This window comes from Nitrospirota bacterium, assembly GCA_040754395.1.
GTDB lineage: Bacteria > Nitrospirota > Thermodesulfovibrionia > Thermodesulfovibrionales > SM23-35 > JBFMCL01.
This window is the reverse complement of the sequence record JBFMCL010000005.1, coordinates 108,589-125,209: the sequence shown is the minus strand read 5'-3', so window position 1 is coordinate 125,209 and position 16,621 is coordinate 108,589. Positions and strand designations below refer to the sequence as shown.

The following is a 16,621-nucleotide window of genomic DNA, read 5'->3' as shown; positions in this document are numbered from 1 at the left end:
TGTTATACGAGAAATGCTTTTCGAAAGAAAGGCTATCATAGATATCCTTACATTAAAGCCTGATAGATTAAAAATAAGCGAGGACACTCCTATCCAAGGGGCTCTATTTTAACCGGACAGTAATGATGTTTATAATATATTTTTTCTGACATAAAATAAAATGTTGTGTGTAATCAATAACGCCAAGCATGAGGGGCGGGGAAAATAACTATTTAGCATTTGCATAATTCAGCAATATATGGATAACATCATAATATTAGCGAATCGGTATAGTAAGGGGTTTATGGCATATTGCCCGATTTTCAGACTTTCCTGCGTTCCCGTAAGCTCGTGCCGGAGAAAAACATTCCCTATTTTGCCATCTGGGCCAGCAAGATTCCTTATTTCTGCAATAAAAACAATCAGTTGGATAACAATAAACTTGGAGTGGAATTCACGGATTCATTACAAAGGGATCATAAAATCCCCTCACCCTTGCCCTCTCCCTCAAGTGAAAAGGGGACTCTACCCCCTGTCCTTTCATATTCCTGCACACTCACGGTAAACTAAGAATATGCACGATGATGTAATCACCCCCTCGTATCTCCGGCTTCCCGCCGGTTCCCTATCCGACAAGGTGAGAGAGGCGGAGGAGATACTGAAAGACTGCTCTCTGTGTCCCCGGCAGTGCAGGGTTGACAGAACCTCAGGCGGAAGAGGTTTTTGCAAAACAGGTGCGCAGCCTTTCATATCAAGCTATGGCCCGCATTTCGGAGAGGAAAAACCCCTTGTCGGGAAATTCGGCTCCGGCACCATATTCATGGGGAACTGCAACCTCGGCTGCATATTCTGCCAGAATTATTCGATAAGCCATCTTGGTGAGGGCACCGGGATTTCTTTCGAAAAACTTGCGGGAATAATGCTTTCCCTCCAGAAACAAGGCTGTCACAACATCAATCTCGTTACCCCGACCCACCAAATGCCGATGATGCTCAGGGGTATCATGATCGCATCGGAAAAGGGCCTCAGCATCCCCATTGTCTACAACTGCGGCGGGTATGAATCGCTGCATGCACTCCGGATACTTGACGGTGTGGTTGACATCTATATGCCTGATTTCAAATACTTCGACCCAGCGATGGCGTCAAAGTATTCCGACGCGGAAGACTACCCGGAAACTGTCATGGCAGCAGTCAGAGAAATGCACCGGCAGGTTGGCGACCTCCTTATCGACGACAAAGGAATCGCGGTGAAAGGGCTGCTGGTCAGGCACCTGGTTCTGCCTGAAGGCATTGCAGGCACCGCGGGAGTGGTGCAATTCCTTGCGGACGAAATTTCACAAAACACTTATATCAATATAATGGATCAGTACCATCCGTGCTATAAGGCTTTCGATAATCCCCCTCTGAACAGGAGGATAACTGCAAAGGAATATACCGATGCCGTGAACCTTGCAATAAAAGCCGGCCTCAGAAGGATCGACGGAATAACAGTGTAGAGGTTCACCCTTCCCCTCGGTGAAAGGAGGCACGGATGAGGGGTCACCTGATTAAGCATTCAGCGCGATAATCTCTGCGTCCATTTTTTCCAGATCGGCAACAGCAACTGTCGATTTTCCGTACAACCATGTCCCGACTTCACCAGGGTTCACGATAAGTGTGTGTTTTACCTTCCGTATATCCGGCGTGTGAGTATGCCCGTAAATCACCATATCAAAATGACCGCTGTCTGCCAGCGCCTCCACAAGGTGGTGCTCGTGCATGACCACGATCTTCCTGTTGTGCAGAGTAAGAATATACGGCTGATAGTAGATATTGCCCGCAGCGCGCTCGAGAAGGAGGAGTTTGTCACCATCGTTGTTGCCGAATATCCCCAGATATTTGCATCCGAGCTGGGGGAAAAGTTTCAGCGTAAAGGGGGATGTATAGTCGCCGGCATGGATAACCAGCCCGACACGACGATCATTGAATACATCGATGGCTTTTTGCACGTACACCAGGTTGTCATGAGTATCTGACATTATTCCAATAAGCATGTTCCCTCCTCCATACCCTTCTCCCCTCAAACGAGGGGGCAGCATTCAGATCACGCGGGCATTGGCTATTCTTTGATTAGCGGTATCGGGGTACTGGCAATGATATTCTGCACCCCTATCCGGATCATCATGATCGCGATCGCCGCGAGGAGCAGCGCCATCACCTTTGATATCCCTGTGATGCCTCCTTTTCCGAAGAAACGAATTATACGTTCGGCATTCATTAACGATATCCAGACAATGAGCAGGTTCAGCAGCAATCCGATGATGGTTGAAACGATCCCAAAATGATCCACGAGCAGAAGGATGTTTGTGAGCACCGCAGGTCCCACAATCAGGGGAACCCCGATCGGCACCACCCCGACCTTTAAATCAGGTTTCATTCTTTCATCCCCGCTGTGGGTAAGATCGCGCACTGCAAATATCAGGAGCACAAGGCCTCCGGCAATCTTGAAGTCATCGGCGGTAATACCCAGAATCCTGAAGATGATTTCGCCCAGTGCGATGAAGAGGAAGCTGACGACGATCGCCGTGAGTATGGAATCCCGTATGACTATCCGTTTTTTCGCCTTTACCATTTCCTTTGTGAGGGAGATGAAAATGGGAAGGAGCATGAATACGTTCATTGCAACAAAGAGCGGGATAAAGGTGCTGGGCAGAGTTTTGATGATATCTTCCATGGCTTTAATTATAATACTCGATGCGGCATTTTGATACAGTGGAAGGTTTCCTGCAGATCTTTTGTCTTTCCGGAGCGTCTGCCCCATGGTAGTATTTGCGGTCAGTGAGGAGAAAAACAGGTGGCTGAGGGAGAAGATGGAGGAATTCGGCGTGCTTGAAAAGGACATCGAGGAAAAATTTATCCGCTCATCAGGTCATGGAGGACAGAACGTCAATAAAACAGCGACCTGTGTGTATCTCAAACATATTCCCACCGGCATTGAAGTGAAATGCATGAAAGACAGGAGCCAGTCGATCAACAGGTTCCTCGCACGGCGTGAACTGATTACCCGACTCGAAAATCTTCAGGGGTATTCCTCCGGGGATATGAAGCGCGCGAGGATCAGGAAGCAGAAATCAAAAAAGGCGAAAAGGGCCCGGCAGAAATATGCTTCGGAATAACGCAGCGAATGGGTTCTCCCGTTCTTTTTCTGCCCACGATCAAACCATACCCAAACTTGGTATAATACAGTCAATGCAGCAAGACATTCGAAGTGTTTACTCTTGAGTAAAGACAAGGAGGATCTGCCATTGAAAGATAATACCGTTTCGAAGGAAAAAATCAGACTTCTGGAAAAGGAAATCGTAACCTTAACCGATAAGCTGGAGAGAATGTCCAAAGAGCTTACGGAAATCGCGGAAGTAAAGAATGAAATACGCGGGCTAAAGCTCTTTCTGGGGAGAACTCACTCTGAATTCAAATTGAAATTTCCCGAGATAATGCAGAAGGTGTACAAAAAGAAATAGCATTACCAGCTTCCGCCGCCGCCACCGCCAAATCCGCCTCCGGAAAAGCCACCGCCTCCGGAAAAGCCACCGCCACCACTCACCCCGCTGCCTCTCGGCGCAGAATACATGGCGGATGCGAGGCTTGAGGTCGCAGAACCGATAGTACGGGAAAAATGGACCGGACTGAATGCTCTGAATCCTCCGTGTGACGAGTACCACTGGGGAGGTTCCTGAAAAATCCCTTCAAAAGCCTCCGCCCAGTTATCCACCACATTAAGGGCGATTGCATACGGTAAAAATCTTGAAAAAAGATTTTTATCCCCCATCCGTTCGAGCTGGTCTTTTTCCGCGCGCTTCATGAACTCCTGGAAGCCCATGATTTCCATATACGCCGATGCTCCCGCCTTGGTCTTTGCAGGCATAACCCTTGAGAACAGGAACACAGGAAGACTTGTCAGAACTCCGGCAAGAATGCCTTTGCCCGCAGCAGACGTAAAGAACAACGCGGCAGATATGCAAGCCAGAGCAACAATGAAACCTGCTACTGAATAGTATCTTCTGATTTTGTCCGGGCTCGTGAGAAAATATTTCTTGCTGACAAGCTCTCCGTAGAGGGTGCTTTTGAGAACGTCGAGATTTTTGTAAAAGCTGTTCTTCATATCGGAGACCATCCTGCCGGGCTTCTCATCATTGAATATCTCATTCATGAGAACCTTCTCAAAAGGGCTGAGGTGTTCATCAGGAGCCTTGATTTTGGCAAGATAGTAATCATCCGTGTCGAATATTAGTCCCTCTTTCTTGGATTCCTCAATCCTTATATAGCCCTTTACCGCCAGTCCGACAATTGTTGAGGTAATATCGCGCTGATCGATTCTTTCATCCACGAGGGTTCCGGCTTCTCCTGGGGTAAGAGGAACACTGTGATATCTGGGCGGCTCATACATCACGGTAACCGATTCCCTTACTTTCGGATCTCTCCCCCGTCTTTTCCATAAATTGTACATGAACACCAGCGAGACAAGCGGAAGGGAAAAAACCCAGTTTTCCCTGAGGTCGATCGCCCAGAGGAATTTCTTCCAGGAAGAGGGAGGCGAAACAAGCCCTTTGTCCCAGCCGAATGCGACCGTAAACCCTTCACGGGAATTAAGGGCCCTCTTCGTCATAAATTCCGCGATATTGTGCGATGCGTCAAACGCACATGCAGATTCCCTTGACCCGAGGCCTCCCGTGTAGCAAGCAGCCCAGAGTTTCGCGCTCCGGTTCTTCACCCCAAGGGTGACATGTGCTGATGCTTTCAGGATCGGCGCCCACCAGTAGTTTCCCGTAACATTCCAGTAAAGCTCGTCATGGTCATCGAAAAACAGGATTGCATTCTCCACAACATAGGAGATTACATACGTCTGTACCCCGGTGACGTATTTTGCCGGATCTCCAATCCTGATATTCATTACATCGCCTTTCTTTGATGTCCTTGATGTCAGGGTCCTGCCTGAACCGTCAGTTACTGCCAGCACATGCAGTGGTGTTTTTATAATATTTCCCCGGTCATCCCTGTACCTGAAAGGTATCTCGCGATATATCCCGTGTTTTGATGTATGAAATTCCACGATCAGGGTTTCTTTGACCATGAAGGAAGAGTCTTCATTGACCGTAATATCAGAATGGAAATTTCTGATAGTGAAATCCTGTGCGAACACAGATGCGGACAAAAGAACTACAAAAATTACGGTACACGAAAGGAACAGCAACCCGCAGTGCTTTCTGAAATGGTTATTCATGATGCTCCATCCCGGTATCGGGTTCCATGGATATCATGCAAAATTTCCGGAAATACTGATAATATTGCAGTCCATCAGGGTATCTGTACACTCGCGCCAACCGGAACGAGTACCGGTTTTGCGCCTATCTCCGAGAGCGCGACCTTTCCGCGCACAGTCAGATCACTGATGAACTGAAACTCATCCCTGTTATCCATGGGATATGCCTTCACACGGTAATATGTGCCCCAGGGCTTTTCCTTTACCATAACGGCAACCGGATGGTCCATCTCAAGGTAGGGACTGGTAAGCGCAACATCCATCAGTTTCTGCCGCACCAGTGATGCATCATGTTCGGGATGGAGATAGAAATCCGTAACACAGAGATGCGTGCGGCTTCCGGAATTGGCGTTGAAGATATTCGTATTCCAGATTTTGGAATGGGGGATCGAAACCATGGTGTCGTCCGGTGTAAGTATCTGCAGCGAACGAAGCCCCAATGATTTTACCTCGCCGTAGACCTCGTCGATCTGGACCCAGTCTCCGGGACGGTACGGCTGTTCATAAATCGCTACCACCCCTGCGATGAGGCTGCTCACGTAATCTTTGAAGGCAAACCCTATCGCCAGTCCCGCAGCCCCGAAAATCGCGAGAAAGTTCTGAAAGGTCGGCCTGACAATAAGGGGGATAATAGTGACAGTGGCAACAAGCAGGATTACAAGACGCAATATCGGCGCAAGCGGCAGGATATACAGTCTGAATCGGCTCGGGACTTTTTCCGCGAACTGGGGCAACAGTTTCTGTATCACAAAGATCAGCAGGAATGCACCGGTGAATATGAAAAGAATCAGCAGAAAATTAATTTCCTGAAAATCATAAAATACCTGATTCAGACTCGTTTTTTCAGCCGTATCCATCTTTCCTCCTAAAATGCATCCACCAAATACCCTTCATTATACAGATGTTGCCGCACAGCCGGATACCCCGACAGCGAGACGCGCCATATCCCTTTTTCACGCTTTATCAAACCGTGAGCGGCCAGATGGGTAAGCCCCCTGGCAAGCTCATCTGCAGGGAAAGCCAGCATCCTGAGAATGCTTTCTTCAGGAAGTCCCGCATGGAGCAGAATCGTATGGAGAATAATTGTCTCGCTCCGCACAATTCCCTGGGGGATATCGGGCAGTTCAATGCTGCCCCATGGCTTCACCCAGATTGTCACCCCTCTGTCTTCTGCTGCAGCCTTCTGGACATCAATATCGACTGTTTCGTCACCGGCAATCTGCAGACTGTTACGCCAGACCGCCCAGGCCACGAGAGGAATCCCCCTGCTTCTTGCAGAAATCCTTTTCAGAATCTCAGGTTCGTCTTTTGTGTCATTTCCCTGCTGACCGGTCCGGGTTTCCGCTTTTGCATCAGGCATCTTTTCTGCAAGCGAAATAATCTCGGCCCCGTTATCTGATTGACGGAACACAAGACAGCAATTCACCGGAACCGATGCCAGAGACCGAAACCATTGCTGAAGGGCCGTCGCATTCAGTGCCTGCAGTGCGAGAGGTGCCGGCAGGAACGAGTCAATTCTGATTGTCCTGCTCAGATACGCCCATGCCCAGCTGTTGCACCCGATAAGGCATTTGCGTGGGGATTCTTTCAGATATTTCACCAATTCTCTGAGGAGATCCAGCCCGTTGTGGTGACGAAGATAGAAGTCTTCAAGGACAGGCATGACACAGTCGTTTCTGTGAACTCCCCGCAGCTTCTCAAGCCATTTTCTCCCGTTCTTCAGCACTTCTTCCGGTGCTGGCGAGTCAATGACATGCCAGCCGAATTCTTCTGCTATGCTCTCGAGAACCTGCCGGACACCACTCCCGGGAGGACCGATGACGACCTGAACAGCATGTTCTGGATGTTCTGAAGCAAGCCATCCCTGCAGGGCAGCACTCAGGGCAGCCTGCATTTCTTTCCAGTCCGGAGGAGGGGAAACCCTGTCGAGAATCTGCTGCGAGATTGAATGCAATTCCGCATGGATGTTAATCGTTTCCGGCTGAGGCTGCGACCGCTGGAAACGCTTCCAGAGTGCTTTCAGACCAGAACGAGCAGCCTCGGTCTTCGGTTCGGCAGGCATTTCATACCTGTCTGCAGGAACAAATGAAAATATGGAAGTTGTATTCTCATCCATGGCAAACGCTGCTCCCTGTCCTTATATGCACCGGGCGGGAAAAAAATCAAGAGACTCTGCTGTGCTGACGAATATCATCAGAAACTTACCTTCACGGGTTTCCTCTCAACCTCCGGTGCTTCAAGCTCGAAGAACTCTTCCTGCCTGAATCCGAATGACGATGCAACGATGTTTGACGGGAAGGACTCGATCAGAATATTGAAATCCCTTACCACAGCGTTGTAATACCGTCTTGCATATTCTATATTGTCTTCGAGTTCTTTCAACTGGGTCTGAAGCTGCATGAAATTCACATTCGCCTTCAGATCGGGGTAAGCCTCTGCAATTGCAAAAAGGCTTTTCAGGGTATCGGTAAGCATATTTTCGGCCTTTGCCTTATCCGCAGGCGTAGTTGCCTTCATCGCCAACGACCTTGCTGTGGTCACTTTCTCAAAGACCGTCTTCTCGTGCGTGGCATACCCCTTCACGGTCTCTACAAGGTTCGGGACAAGGTCGTATCTCTTCTTCAGCTGCACATCTATGTCCGACCATGAAGACTTCACGGTATTCCTCAGTCGGATCAGTTTATTGTAAATCGCTATGCCAAAGATGATTACGCCGAGAATGATTCCGAGAATTACAAGGGTTGTCACCATGCCTGTATTACCTCCTCATTTCTTATGCTCTTCTCCGCTTGTGTATTCTTCAGAAATTCTATCATAAAACACATGAATTGTCTTTTAACCCGGAGACCATATCTGTCGGTTCATTTTCCGAGAAACCTTTCAGTGCTTTCAGACTCTCTGCTCCCCACAAACTGAATCCTCTTTGCATATACCCCGGTCGGAGGCGGAGGAGGAAGGGTGAGAGCAAACAGGATGTCTCTTCACCCTTATCTCTCCCTGTACGAAACAATATCCGGCCGTGTATAGTACAAAAAGCCGGGGCAGACCTGAATACCATAGTATTTCATCGAATGCAACGTTTTCATAGAGGGGTGCAATATGGCGGATGGAGGGATATTTTCCCTGCTCTGCATGTTGAAGATAACATGCAGATTGTTGCAACTGCCGAATCACAATATAACCGCGGCTGCACCAGATCAGCTCAATACGGTGCAGAGTGATTGATACACTGCTGATAATCTCTGGCGGAATATGCATAGTTGCAGGTATTGCGGGATGTATCCTGCCAGCCTTGCCTGGTCCTCCATTAAGCTATGCAGGGTTATTGCTCCTGCAGTTCACGTCAACGCATCCCTTTTCCACAAAATTCCTCCTTATATTTGCGACACTTACCATTCTCGTGACACTGCTTGATTTTGTGATACCCGTATACGGCACAAAGAAACTTCATGGGTCAAAATACGGGATATGGGGCAGCGCCCTGGGGTTGGTTATCGGTCTTGTATTCTTTCCGTTTGCCGGGATAATATTCGGCCCGTTGCTGGGCGCCTTCATTGGCGAACTGATAACAGGAAAAAAGATCGGCAAGGCAGTGAAATCCTCCTTCGGATCATTTCTCGGGTTCATCACCGGCACGGCGGCAAAATTATTCTTGTCTTTCGTGATGGCATATTACTTTTTTATGAATGTGTTCTGAAAGACTTGATTCCCTTTTGAGAACAGTTTTCCTCAACCCTGTTCTCAAATATCACCTGAAGAATGGTACAATGATTTTACACAAATCGTTCATATGACAGATGGTGAGAGAATTCTCCAATGAAACACGAGTTTTTTAAAGGCATTATCCATCAACTCAGGGGATTTTCCCTGCACATCATCGGTGCCTGTCGTGACCTTGTTCCTATCATACTCGTAATAGGTGTTTTCCAGCTATTAGTGCTTCGTCAGCCATTCCCCCACTTCGCCGATATGTTCGTCGGACTCATTTTCGTCATACTGGGACTGGCGCTGTTTGTGCTTGGACTGGAAACAGGACTGTTTCCAATCGGTGAAGCAATGGCAGAGGCTTTTGCGTATAAAGGAAGTCTCTTTTGGCTGCTCCTGTTCGGCTTCGGGCTCGGGTTTTCAACAACCATTGCCGAACCTGCGCTCATCGCGGTAGCAAAAGAGGCGGCAGTTGTGGCTGCAAACGGAAAATTCATCAGTGCAGATCCGTCGGTTATGCATACGTACTCACTCGGGCTGCGCATTACCGTTGCGCTGTCGGTCGGAGTCGCTATTGTAGTAGGCCTTATACGAATTCTTAAGGGTTGGCCTGTGCATTATCTCATCGTCGGCGGGTATATCATCGTGACGGTCATGACCGGATTTGCCCCACGGGAAATAATAGGGATTGCGTATGATTCCGGAGGCGTAACCACTTCAACGGTAACGGTGCCGCTGGTAACCGCATTGGGAGTAGGTCTTGCATCAACAATCCGTGAACGCAACCCGTTGGTGGACGGGTTCGGGCTTATTGCGTTCGCCTCCCTTCTGCCGATGGTATTCGTGATGATCTATGGCATGGCAGTAGTGCAGTATCTGCAATAGGGAAATGGAAAGGTAAGGAATGACCCCTTTTGACACGCTTGTTCATATGCTTTTGTCCACACTGAAAGATGTCTTTCCCGTAATAGGGTTATTGGTCTTTTTTCAGCTTGTGGTACTGCGAAGGCCGGTTCCGCACTGGAGGCGCGCAGCGCTTGGCTTCCTTTCTGTGGTAATTGGCATGGCCCTTTTCCTTAACGGACTTGAGACCGCCCTGTTCCCGCTCGGCAAGATCATGGCACAACAGCTCTCCTCTCCGGAGTTCGTTTTTGCGTCAAAGGACGTTCCTGCGGATGCAGGGTGGAGCGCATATTGGTGGGTGTATGTTTTCGGCGCGTTAATCGGTTTTGCCACCACGGTTGCTGAGCCTGCCCTGATAGCGGTCTCGTTCAAGGCACATGAGGTTTCACGCGGAGGGCTGAATCAGTGGGGACTAAGGCTGGCTGTTGCTGCAGGGGTAGCTATCGGGATAGCAGTCGGCACGTTCCGCATAGTAACCGGAACCCCGCTTTACTTGTATATCATTGCGGGGTATGTCATCGTGGTGATTCAAACGCTCTTTGCCCCCCGTGAAATAATTCCTCTTGCGTACGATTCAGGCGGGGTTACCACCTCGACAGTGACTGTGCCTTTAATCGCTGCGTTGGGCCTCGGACTTTCCCAGACGATTCCGGGGCGAAATCCTCTCGTGGACGGATTTGGATTGATCGCGTTCGCAAGCGTTTTCCCTATAATAACCGTGATGGGGTATGCGCAAATCACACGCTGGCTGGTGGCGCGTAGCGTGAGAACAGCAAAGGAGAAATGACATGAATTTTAAGTTAATCGTCGCAATGGTCAAGACCACGGAAACAGACCGGATTGTAGAAGCCGCTCAATCTGCGGGCAGCACAATGGCAACAATCATCCCAGCCCGGGGCACTGGTAAACATGAGGCAAAGACCTTCTTCGGTCTGCACCTTGAAGCGCAGACAGACGTGGTGCTCTTCCTTCTGGAACAGAGTCTCGTAAATGGGGTCCTTAACGCCATTTATGAAAAAGGGAATTTCAGCAAACCGGGTACGGGTATTGCGTTTGTACTGGATGTGGAAAGCGCGGTAGGGATGGAAGGCCAGATTGAACGCTTCAAGCAGTTCATGGGAAAAAATCCATGATTTTGAAGGGACAGGATTTATATTTGTGTCAGTGATTGCCTGACCGGAGATTGAACAAAATCGTCCTTAGGAAGGAGTTAATATGCTGAAAGCGAAAGATATCATGACGAAAGATGTGATCACAGTTGCACCAGATACAACGATTGAAGAGTTGGCACGCCTGTTCATCCAGCATCATATCAGCGGCGCGCCGGTGGTGGATGATGAGGGAAACCTGAAGGGGATCGTTACGGAAAATGATCTCATTGCGAAAAACAGCAGACTCCATATCCCTACCATACTGCGGCTGTTCGATGCCTATATCCCTCTCGGGACAAGCAAACTTGAAGAAAAAATCAAAAGGATGACTGCGTACCGGGTTGACGAGATATGCACAAAAAAAGTGGTGACAGTCGACGACGAAGCTTCCGTAGAACATGTTGCGACGATAATGACCGAACAGAAGATACACCTTTTGCCTGTTTTAAGAGACGGCAAATTATCTGGGATCATCGGCAAAAAAGACCTTATTCGGGGTATTGCGGCTGAGGGTTCCGGCTCTTAGGATATGCCTGCGGTGTCACCTGATGAATGGAGGGAGAAGTCTCCCAATTCTCTGTATCGCTGATGGACTTCAATCAGAATGTGGGAGTTCCTTCCGGCAGCGGGGACAGATTATTGCATCTGATCCTGTCTTTTTTGCACAGTAAAGACAATTTCTGTCCCGGACCTCTCCCTCTTTTTTACCGGAGACAGGCTTTTCACGTGCTCTCTGCATTTCATCAACGATATCAAGAAATGCTCCGAAAGAACACTTTTTTTTCTCGTGCTTTTCACCCATTGTCACGTTTCTGAATTATAGGATACCATGATAAATACATCTGTTATTCCCTGTCTTTATATTATATCCCGCGAAGCAACCTTGTTTTCATGGTCACCCCGGGAGTAAATATACATACTCCGGAGCCCTTCGGGGCATTTCTCCCTCATACAACTGTTCCCGGATACGCTGTGTCTCTCCACTCCTGCATCAGCCGGACATGGAATAATGTGCAGAGGAGCGGGACTGTGATGAATCCAATGGCAAGGCGGAATAGCGTTTTGGCCATCCCGCCTTTTGTAGGCATGAGATTACCGGATAATCTATTTGCTCTCCGGTACAATAACACCACAGGGAAATATGTAAAAAGTATGAAGACTTATAAATCCATTTTTTTTATTATAGGTTTATTATCGGATACGTAAAGAGTTATGAGTCAGAATAATACGCACAACCGGCCCTACCCTGTGAAAGGTGAAGTAATCTTCGAGGTGCGGAACCTCACAAAAGTCTTTGATATGGGAGAGGTAAAGGTGCATGCCCTCCGGGGGATCAGTCTGGAGCTGTATTCCGGTGAACTTGTCGTGCTCCTCGGTCCTTCAGGCAGCGGGAAGTCGACCCTTCTGAATATCCTTGGCGGACTCGATACTGCCACAGAAGGGACTGTGACATACCGCGGAGAAACCCTGACACATGCCGTGGAAGCACAGCTGACGGCGTACAGGCGGTTTCAGGTTGGATTCGTTTTCCAGTTCTATAACCTGATCCCGAGCCTGACATCGCTTGAAAACGTATCGGTCGTTACGGAAATCGCCACTGATCCCATGAGGCCCGAAGAGGCCCTTTCGCTGGTAGGGCTTGAAGAGAGGCTTCACCATTTCCCCGCACAGCTTTCGGGCGGCGAACAGCAGAGGGTTGCCATAGCACGGGCTATTGCCAAAAGACCGGGGGTGCTCCTTTGCGATGAGCCTACAGGCGCGCTGGATTTTGCCACCGGCATCGTGGTACTGGATGCGCTTGAACGTGTGAACAGGGAACTCGGCACCACAACAGTCATTATCACGCATAATTCCGACATCGCCCGGATGGCAGACCGCGTCATATACCTCAGCGACGGGCGCATTGCCGAAATAAAGAAAAATGAGAAGAAGAAATCTCCGAAGGAACTGAAATGGTAGGAAGAATCAGTTCCCTCGACCGGAAACTCCTCAGAGATCTGTGGAAGATGAAGGGACAGGTCCTCGCGATCGCACTGGTGATCACGTGCGGGGTTGCCGCTTTTATCATGATGATAAGCACGATGGACTCCCTGAATGTAACCCGCGAAAAATTCTACCGTGAGTACCGGTTCGCAGAGGCCTTCGCTTCGCTTAAGAGAGCTCCCGAAGGACTCAAGGAACAAATACGGGAAATCCCCGGAGTGAATATCGTCGAGACCCGGGTAGTAGCCGACGTGAAACTCGACATTCGGGGGTTTGAAGAACCGGTAACCGCACGTCTTGTTTCCCTGCCTGAGGAAAGCATGCCCCTGCTCAACGGTCTCTTCATAAGAAAAGGAAGGCTTCCGGAGCCGTGGAGCGAACGCGAGGTTGTAGTGAGCGAATCTTTCGCCGACGCACACGGATTCTCTCCGGGTGACAGTTTCGGCGCGGTCATCAACGGCAGATGGAAGAACCTGGTCATCACGGGCACTGTCCTGTCTCCTGAATTCGTCCTTCAGACAAGACCCGGGGCAATCAGTCCGGATTACAAAAGATACGGCATACTCTGGATGAGACGCACTGCCCTCGGGACAGCATATAACATGGACGGTGCGTTTAATGATGTGGTCATCTCTGTTGCACGGGGTACTCATATCTCAGACACGCTGCAGCGGCTTGATGAAATAATCGACCGGTACGGAGGCCTTGGGTCCTATGCCAGAAAAGACCAGATATCGCACCGTTTCCAGAGCGAAGAATTCAACCAGCTGAAGCGGTATGCGGAGATTTTTCCTGCGCTCTTTATCGGGGTGTCAGCATTCCTTCTGAACGTCGTCATCAGCAGGATCATTCTCACCCAGCGCGACCAGATAGCGATTCTCAAGGCGTTCGGTTATACGAATCTCTCGGTCGGCATGCATTATTTCAAGATGGTGGTGTTTATAGTGCTGATAGGAATAGCAGGCGGTCTTGGGGTAGGCATCTGGATGGGACAGAAGATGGCGGGGATTTATATGGATTTTTACCGTTTTCCGTATCTGATATATGTGCTGAAACCATCTGTTGCAATCACTGCCGCCCTGATCACTCTTGCCTCAGCGACAGCGGGAACGCTGATGTCTGTACGGAAGGCAGTTGTGCTTCCCCCGGCTGAGGCAATGCGTCCCGAACAGCCCGTACTCTACAGAAAGACCCTTCTCGACCGCATCGGTGTCGGCCGTTTTCTTTCACACCCCATGCGCATTGTCATCAGGAACATCGAGCGCAGGCCCCTGAAGGCATTCTTCACCATTACCGGCACATCTCTCTCGTGTGCTATTATGTTAGGTGGTACGTTCTCGTGGGATGCGGTCGACTTCATGATGGACGTGCAGTTTACCCAGTCTCAGAAAGAGGATATGACCGTCACATTCACAGAGCCGACTTCAAGAAAAGCGGTATACGACCTGAAAAGCCTTCACGGAGTGGTCCATGCGGAAATATTCCGGTCTGTTCCTGTCAGGTTCAGGTTCGGCAACCGGAGCTACCGCACCTCCATCCAGGGTGTCGAGCCCGGCAACCGCTTGTCGTTTCTGCTTGATGACAGGCTGAAGCCTTTCACCCCGCCTCCCGAGGGAATCGTACTGAATGACTACCTCGGAAAGATCCTCGGCGTGAGGCCGGGAGACATGCTCACCGTCGAAATTCTGGAAGGAAGCCGACCGGTTCGGCAGGTGCCGGTCGTGAGTACGGCAAAGCAGTATATCGGACTGACGGGGTACATGGATCTCACTGCGCTGAACCGCATGATGAGAGAAGATGATACGGTGTCCGGCGCCCTCATTACAATAGATTCGCGATATCAACAGGACATATACCGGAGACTTGTCACAATGCCCAGGGTCGCAACGACTGTCGTGCGCAGGGATGAGATACGGAACTTCTACGCGACACAGGCAGAGGCAATTCTTTTCTTTACCCTGATCACCTCCATTCTCGCGGGGAGCATCGCTTTCGGAGTGGTATACAACAGTGCAAGGATTGCCCTTTCCGAACGGGGCAGGGAACTCGCAAGCCTCAGAGTGCTGGGATATACGCGGGCAGAGATATCATATATCTTTCTTGGCGAACTCGGGGTGCTGACACTTGCCGCAATTCCGGTCGGTTTTATCCTTGGGAACGCGCTCTGTACTTATATTGCCGATATGGTCAGTTCTGACCTTTTCAGGATACCGGTCGTCATCGAGTCTTCGACCTATTCGCTTGCTGCCACAGTTGTACTGGTTTCCGCCTGTCTTTCTGGTCTCATCGTAAGACACAGGCTGGATCACCTCGATCTGATCGCGGTTCTGAAAACAAAGGAATAATTAAGAAATGAAGAAGGGCAGATGGATTGTCATCATTGCGATTACCGCAGGGATACTGCTCGCGGTCCTTTACGGTTTCAGGGCACAGCCCGTTCCTGTTGATATCGCAAAGGTTTCAAAAAACCCGATGCAGGTGATTGTCGAAGAAGAGGGCATTACGAGGGTGAAAGACAGGTACAGAATCTTCGCCCCGGTATCCGGATTCATGCAGCGCATCATGCTCAGGGAAGGAGACCCTGTAAAAAAGGGGCAGGTTGTTGCACGCCTCGAACCATTACGGTCTGCCGCGCTTGATCCGAGAAGCTATGCGGGCGCAGAGGCTGCGTTCTCTTCGGCAGAAGCCGCGGTCAGGGTATCTGAGGAGAATATGCGGGCAGCCGCTGCTGATGCTGATTATTCCGCCCATAATCTGGAACGAATGACACAGCTCTTTCATAAGGGATACGTGTCACGGGACGACCTCGATAAGGCAGAAAGCGAAGCCAGGCTTACTGCTGCAAAACGGCTTGCTGCCGAAGCCCAGGTAAAGGTCAGCCGCTTCGAGCTTGAAAAGGCAAGAAGCTCTCTCAGGTTATTTACTGACGGAGCAAAGAGAGAAGACCGTATTGTCCCGGTACAGACCCCTGTATCAGGGCGCGTGCTCAGGATGCATCGCGAAAGCGAGGGGACAGTAAACGCGGGAGATCCCCTGCTCGATGTGGGAGATCCTGAACATATCGAAGTCAAGGCCGAAGTACTCTCTGTTGAAGCGGTAAAGATGAACCCCGGGACACCTGTCGAATTTGTGCGGTGGGGAGGGGGTTCTATGCTTGCGGGAAAGGTAAGGGTCATCGAACCCAGCGGGTTTACCAAGATATCAAGCCTCGGCGTGGAGGAACAGCGCGTGATGGTAATTTCAGACATTACCTCGCTGCCGGAAGACTGGCAGAACCTCAGGGACGGGTACCGGGTTGAAGCGCGCTTCGTAATCTGGGAGGGCAAGGATGTGCTTCAGATACCTGCAAGCGCCCTGTTCCGCAAGGGGGAAGGCTGGGCGGTCTTTGTGGTGAAAAATGGCAGGGCCCATGAACGCGCCATCAATGTCGGACACAGGACCGGTCTTGCTGCGGAAATCATCTCAGGAATCACTGAGGGAGAGATGGTGATTACTCATCCCGAAGATCAGGTTAAGGACGGAACCCGCGTCCGCCCGCGATGAAAGAGGCAGATTTCACAGTTTCCGAATAACGGGAATGAACGCAAGTACCATGTCCC

Annotated in this window: 17 protein-coding genes; 11 read left to right on the top strand and 6 right to left on the bottom strand. The window is 49.9% G+C overall.

Annotated features, from left to right (window positions below):
- The first annotated feature begins 553 nt into the window (after positions 1–553).
- Positions 554–1,477, top strand: a complete 924-nt coding sequence (locus AB1552_04180; GenBank protein MEW6052975.1) for a radical SAM protein — start codon at positions 554–556, stop codon at positions 1,475–1,477.
- A gap of 51 nt (positions 1,478–1,528) precedes the next feature.
- Here the strand turns inward: AB1552_04180 and AB1552_04175 are convergent, their stop codons facing one another.
- Positions 1,529–2,014 (bottom strand): metallophosphoesterase, encoded by a 486-nt coding sequence (locus AB1552_04175; GenBank protein ID MEW6052974.1) that lies wholly within the window; start codon positions 2,012–2,014, stop codon positions 1,529–1,531.
- A gap of 65 nt (positions 2,015–2,079) precedes the next feature.
- Positions 2,080–2,694, bottom strand: a complete 615-nt coding sequence (locus AB1552_04170; GenBank protein MEW6052973.1) for a MarC family protein — start codon at positions 2,692–2,694, stop codon at positions 2,080–2,082.
- A gap of 85 nt (positions 2,695–2,779) precedes the next feature.
- On the opposite strand from AB1552_04170, the gene AB1552_04165 reads away from it, so the two are divergent.
- Both AB1552_04165 and AB1552_04160 read left to right on the top strand, forming a co-directional pair.
- A complete protein-coding gene (locus AB1552_04165) occupies positions 2,780–3,136 on the top strand; it encodes a peptide chain release factor-like protein (protein MEW6052972.1) in 357 nt (118 codons plus the stop codon).
- Between the two features lie 129 nt (positions 3,137–3,265).
- A complete protein-coding gene (locus AB1552_04160; protein ID MEW6052971.1) occupies positions 3,266–3,481 on the top strand; it encodes a hypothetical protein in 216 nt (71 codons plus the stop codon).
- A gap of 2 nt (positions 3,482–3,483) precedes the next feature.
- On the opposite strand, the gene AB1552_04155 is transcribed toward AB1552_04160, so the two are convergent.
- From AB1552_04155 to AB1552_04140, 4 genes are all read right to left on the bottom strand, one after another.
- On the bottom strand, positions 3,484–5,241 hold the full coding sequence (locus AB1552_04155) for a DUF2207 domain-containing protein (protein MEW6052970.1): 1,758 nt from the start codon (positions 5,239–5,241) through the stop codon (positions 3,484–3,486).
- Between the two features lie 74 nt (positions 5,242–5,315).
- Entirely contained in the window at positions 5,316–6,137 is an 822-nt protein-coding gene (locus tag AB1552_04150; GenBank protein ID MEW6052969.1) for a mechanosensitive ion channel domain-containing protein, read from the bottom strand.
- 8 nt (positions 6,138–6,145) lie between these two features.
- Positions 6,146–7,396, bottom strand: a complete 1,251-nt coding sequence (locus tag AB1552_04145; GenBank protein MEW6052968.1) for a hypothetical protein — start codon at positions 7,394–7,396, stop codon at positions 6,146–6,148.
- A gap of 77 nt (positions 7,397–7,473) precedes the next feature.
- Positions 7,474–8,031: a LemA family protein gene (locus AB1552_04140; GenBank protein MEW6052967.1), complete on the bottom strand. Its 558-nt coding sequence runs from the start codon at positions 8,029–8,031 to the stop codon at positions 7,474–7,476.
- Between the two features lie 541 nt (positions 8,032–8,572).
- Here AB1552_04140 and AB1552_04135 point away from each other — a divergent pair.
- The 8 genes from AB1552_04135 to AB1552_04100 all read left to right on the top strand — a co-directional run bounded on the left by AB1552_04135 (position 8,573) and on the right by AB1552_04100 (position 16,565).
- Complete coding sequence (locus tag AB1552_04135) at positions 8,573–8,977, top strand: DUF456 domain-containing protein (GenBank protein ID MEW6052966.1); 405 nt, start codon at positions 8,573–8,575, stop codon at positions 8,975–8,977.
- A gap of 119 nt (positions 8,978–9,096) precedes the next feature.
- Positions 9,097–9,870 carry a DUF1538 domain-containing protein gene (locus AB1552_04130; protein MEW6052965.1) on the top strand — a complete coding sequence of 258 codons (774 nt, stop codon included), beginning with the start codon at positions 9,097–9,099 and terminating at the stop codon, positions 9,868–9,870.
- Positions 9,871–9,889: 19 nt separating this feature from the next.
- Entirely contained in the window at positions 9,890–10,675 is a 786-nt protein-coding gene (locus tag AB1552_04125; GenBank protein ID MEW6052964.1) for a DUF1538 domain-containing protein, read from the top strand.
- Between the two features lies 1 nt (position 10,676).
- Positions 10,677–11,021, top strand: a complete 345-nt coding sequence (locus tag AB1552_04120) for a P-II family nitrogen regulator (GenBank protein MEW6052963.1) — start codon at positions 10,677–10,679, stop codon at positions 11,019–11,021.
- Positions 11,022–11,103: 82 nt separating this feature from the next.
- A complete protein-coding gene (locus AB1552_04115; GenBank protein ID MEW6052962.1) occupies positions 11,104–11,565 on the top strand; it encodes a CBS domain-containing protein in 462 nt (153 codons plus the stop codon).
- 773 nt (positions 11,566–12,338) lie between these two features.
- A complete protein-coding gene (locus tag AB1552_04110; GenBank protein ID MEW6052961.1) occupies positions 12,339–12,998 on the top strand; it encodes an ABC transporter ATP-binding protein in 660 nt (219 codons plus the stop codon).
- The gene (locus AB1552_04105) at positions 12,992–15,367 is read left to right on the top strand and encodes an FtsX-like permease family protein (GenBank protein ID MEW6052960.1); all 2,376 of its coding nucleotides are present in this window, start codon (positions 12,992–12,994) and stop codon (positions 15,365–15,367) included. The genes AB1552_04110 and AB1552_04105 overlap by 7 nt, the downstream gene beginning before the upstream one ends.
- 7 nt (positions 15,368–15,374) lie before the next feature.
- Positions 15,375–16,565 carry an efflux RND transporter periplasmic adaptor subunit gene (locus AB1552_04100; protein MEW6052959.1) on the top strand — a complete coding sequence of 397 codons (1,191 nt, stop codon included), beginning with the start codon at positions 15,375–15,377 and terminating at the stop codon, positions 16,563–16,565.
- The last annotated feature ends 56 nt before the right edge of the window (positions 16,566–16,621 follow it).

Bases quoted from the DNA above. Each gene is read 5' to 3' on its own strand.
- AB1552_04150 (MEW6052969.1), bottom strand. From the start codon at position 6,137: ATGGATACGGCTGAAAAAACGAGTCTGAATCAGGTATTTTATGATTTT.
- AB1552_04180 (MEW6052975.1), top strand. From the start codon at position 554: ATGCACGATGATGTAATCACCCCCTCGTATCTCCGGCTTCCCGCCGGT.
- AB1552_04175 (MEW6052974.1), bottom strand. From the start codon at position 2,014: ATGCTTATTGGAATAATGTCAGATACTCATGACAACCTGGTGTACGTG.
- AB1552_04115 (MEW6052962.1), top strand. From the start codon at position 11,104: ATGCTGAAAGCGAAAGATATCATGACGAAAGATGTGATCACAGTTGCA.
- AB1552_04140 (MEW6052967.1), bottom strand. From the start codon at position 8,031: ATGGTGACAACCCTTGTAATTCTCGGAATCATTCTCGGCGTAATCATC.
- AB1552_04130 (MEW6052965.1), top strand. From the start codon at position 9,097: ATGAAACACGAGTTTTTTAAAGGCATTATCCATCAACTCAGGGGATTT.
- AB1552_04145 (MEW6052968.1), bottom strand. From the start codon at position 7,396: ATGGATGAGAATACAACTTCCATATTTTCATTTGTTCCTGCAGACAGG.
- AB1552_04125 (MEW6052964.1), top strand. From the start codon at position 9,890: ATGACCCCTTTTGACACGCTTGTTCATATGCTTTTGTCCACACTGAAA.
- AB1552_04100 (MEW6052959.1), top strand. From the start codon at position 15,375: ATGAAGAAGGGCAGATGGATTGTCATCATTGCGATTACCGCAGGGATA.
- AB1552_04110 (MEW6052961.1), top strand. From the start codon at position 12,339: ATGGGAGAGGTAAAGGTGCATGCCCTCCGGGGGATCAGTCTGGAGCTG.
- AB1552_04105 (MEW6052960.1), top strand. From the start codon at position 12,992: ATGGTAGGAAGAATCAGTTCCCTCGACCGGAAACTCCTCAGAGATCTG.
- AB1552_04155 (MEW6052970.1), bottom strand. From the start codon at position 5,241: ATGAATAACCATTTCAGAAAGCACTGCGGGTTGCTGTTCCTTTCGTGT.
- AB1552_04170 (MEW6052973.1), bottom strand. From the start codon at position 2,694: ATGGAAGATATCATCAAAACTCTGCCCAGCACCTTTATCCCGCTCTTT.
- AB1552_04120 (MEW6052963.1), top strand. From the start codon at position 10,677: ATGAATTTTAAGTTAATCGTCGCAATGGTCAAGACCACGGAAACAGAC.
- AB1552_04165 (MEW6052972.1), top strand. From the start codon at position 2,780: ATGGTAGTATTTGCGGTCAGTGAGGAGAAAAACAGGTGGCTGAGGGAG.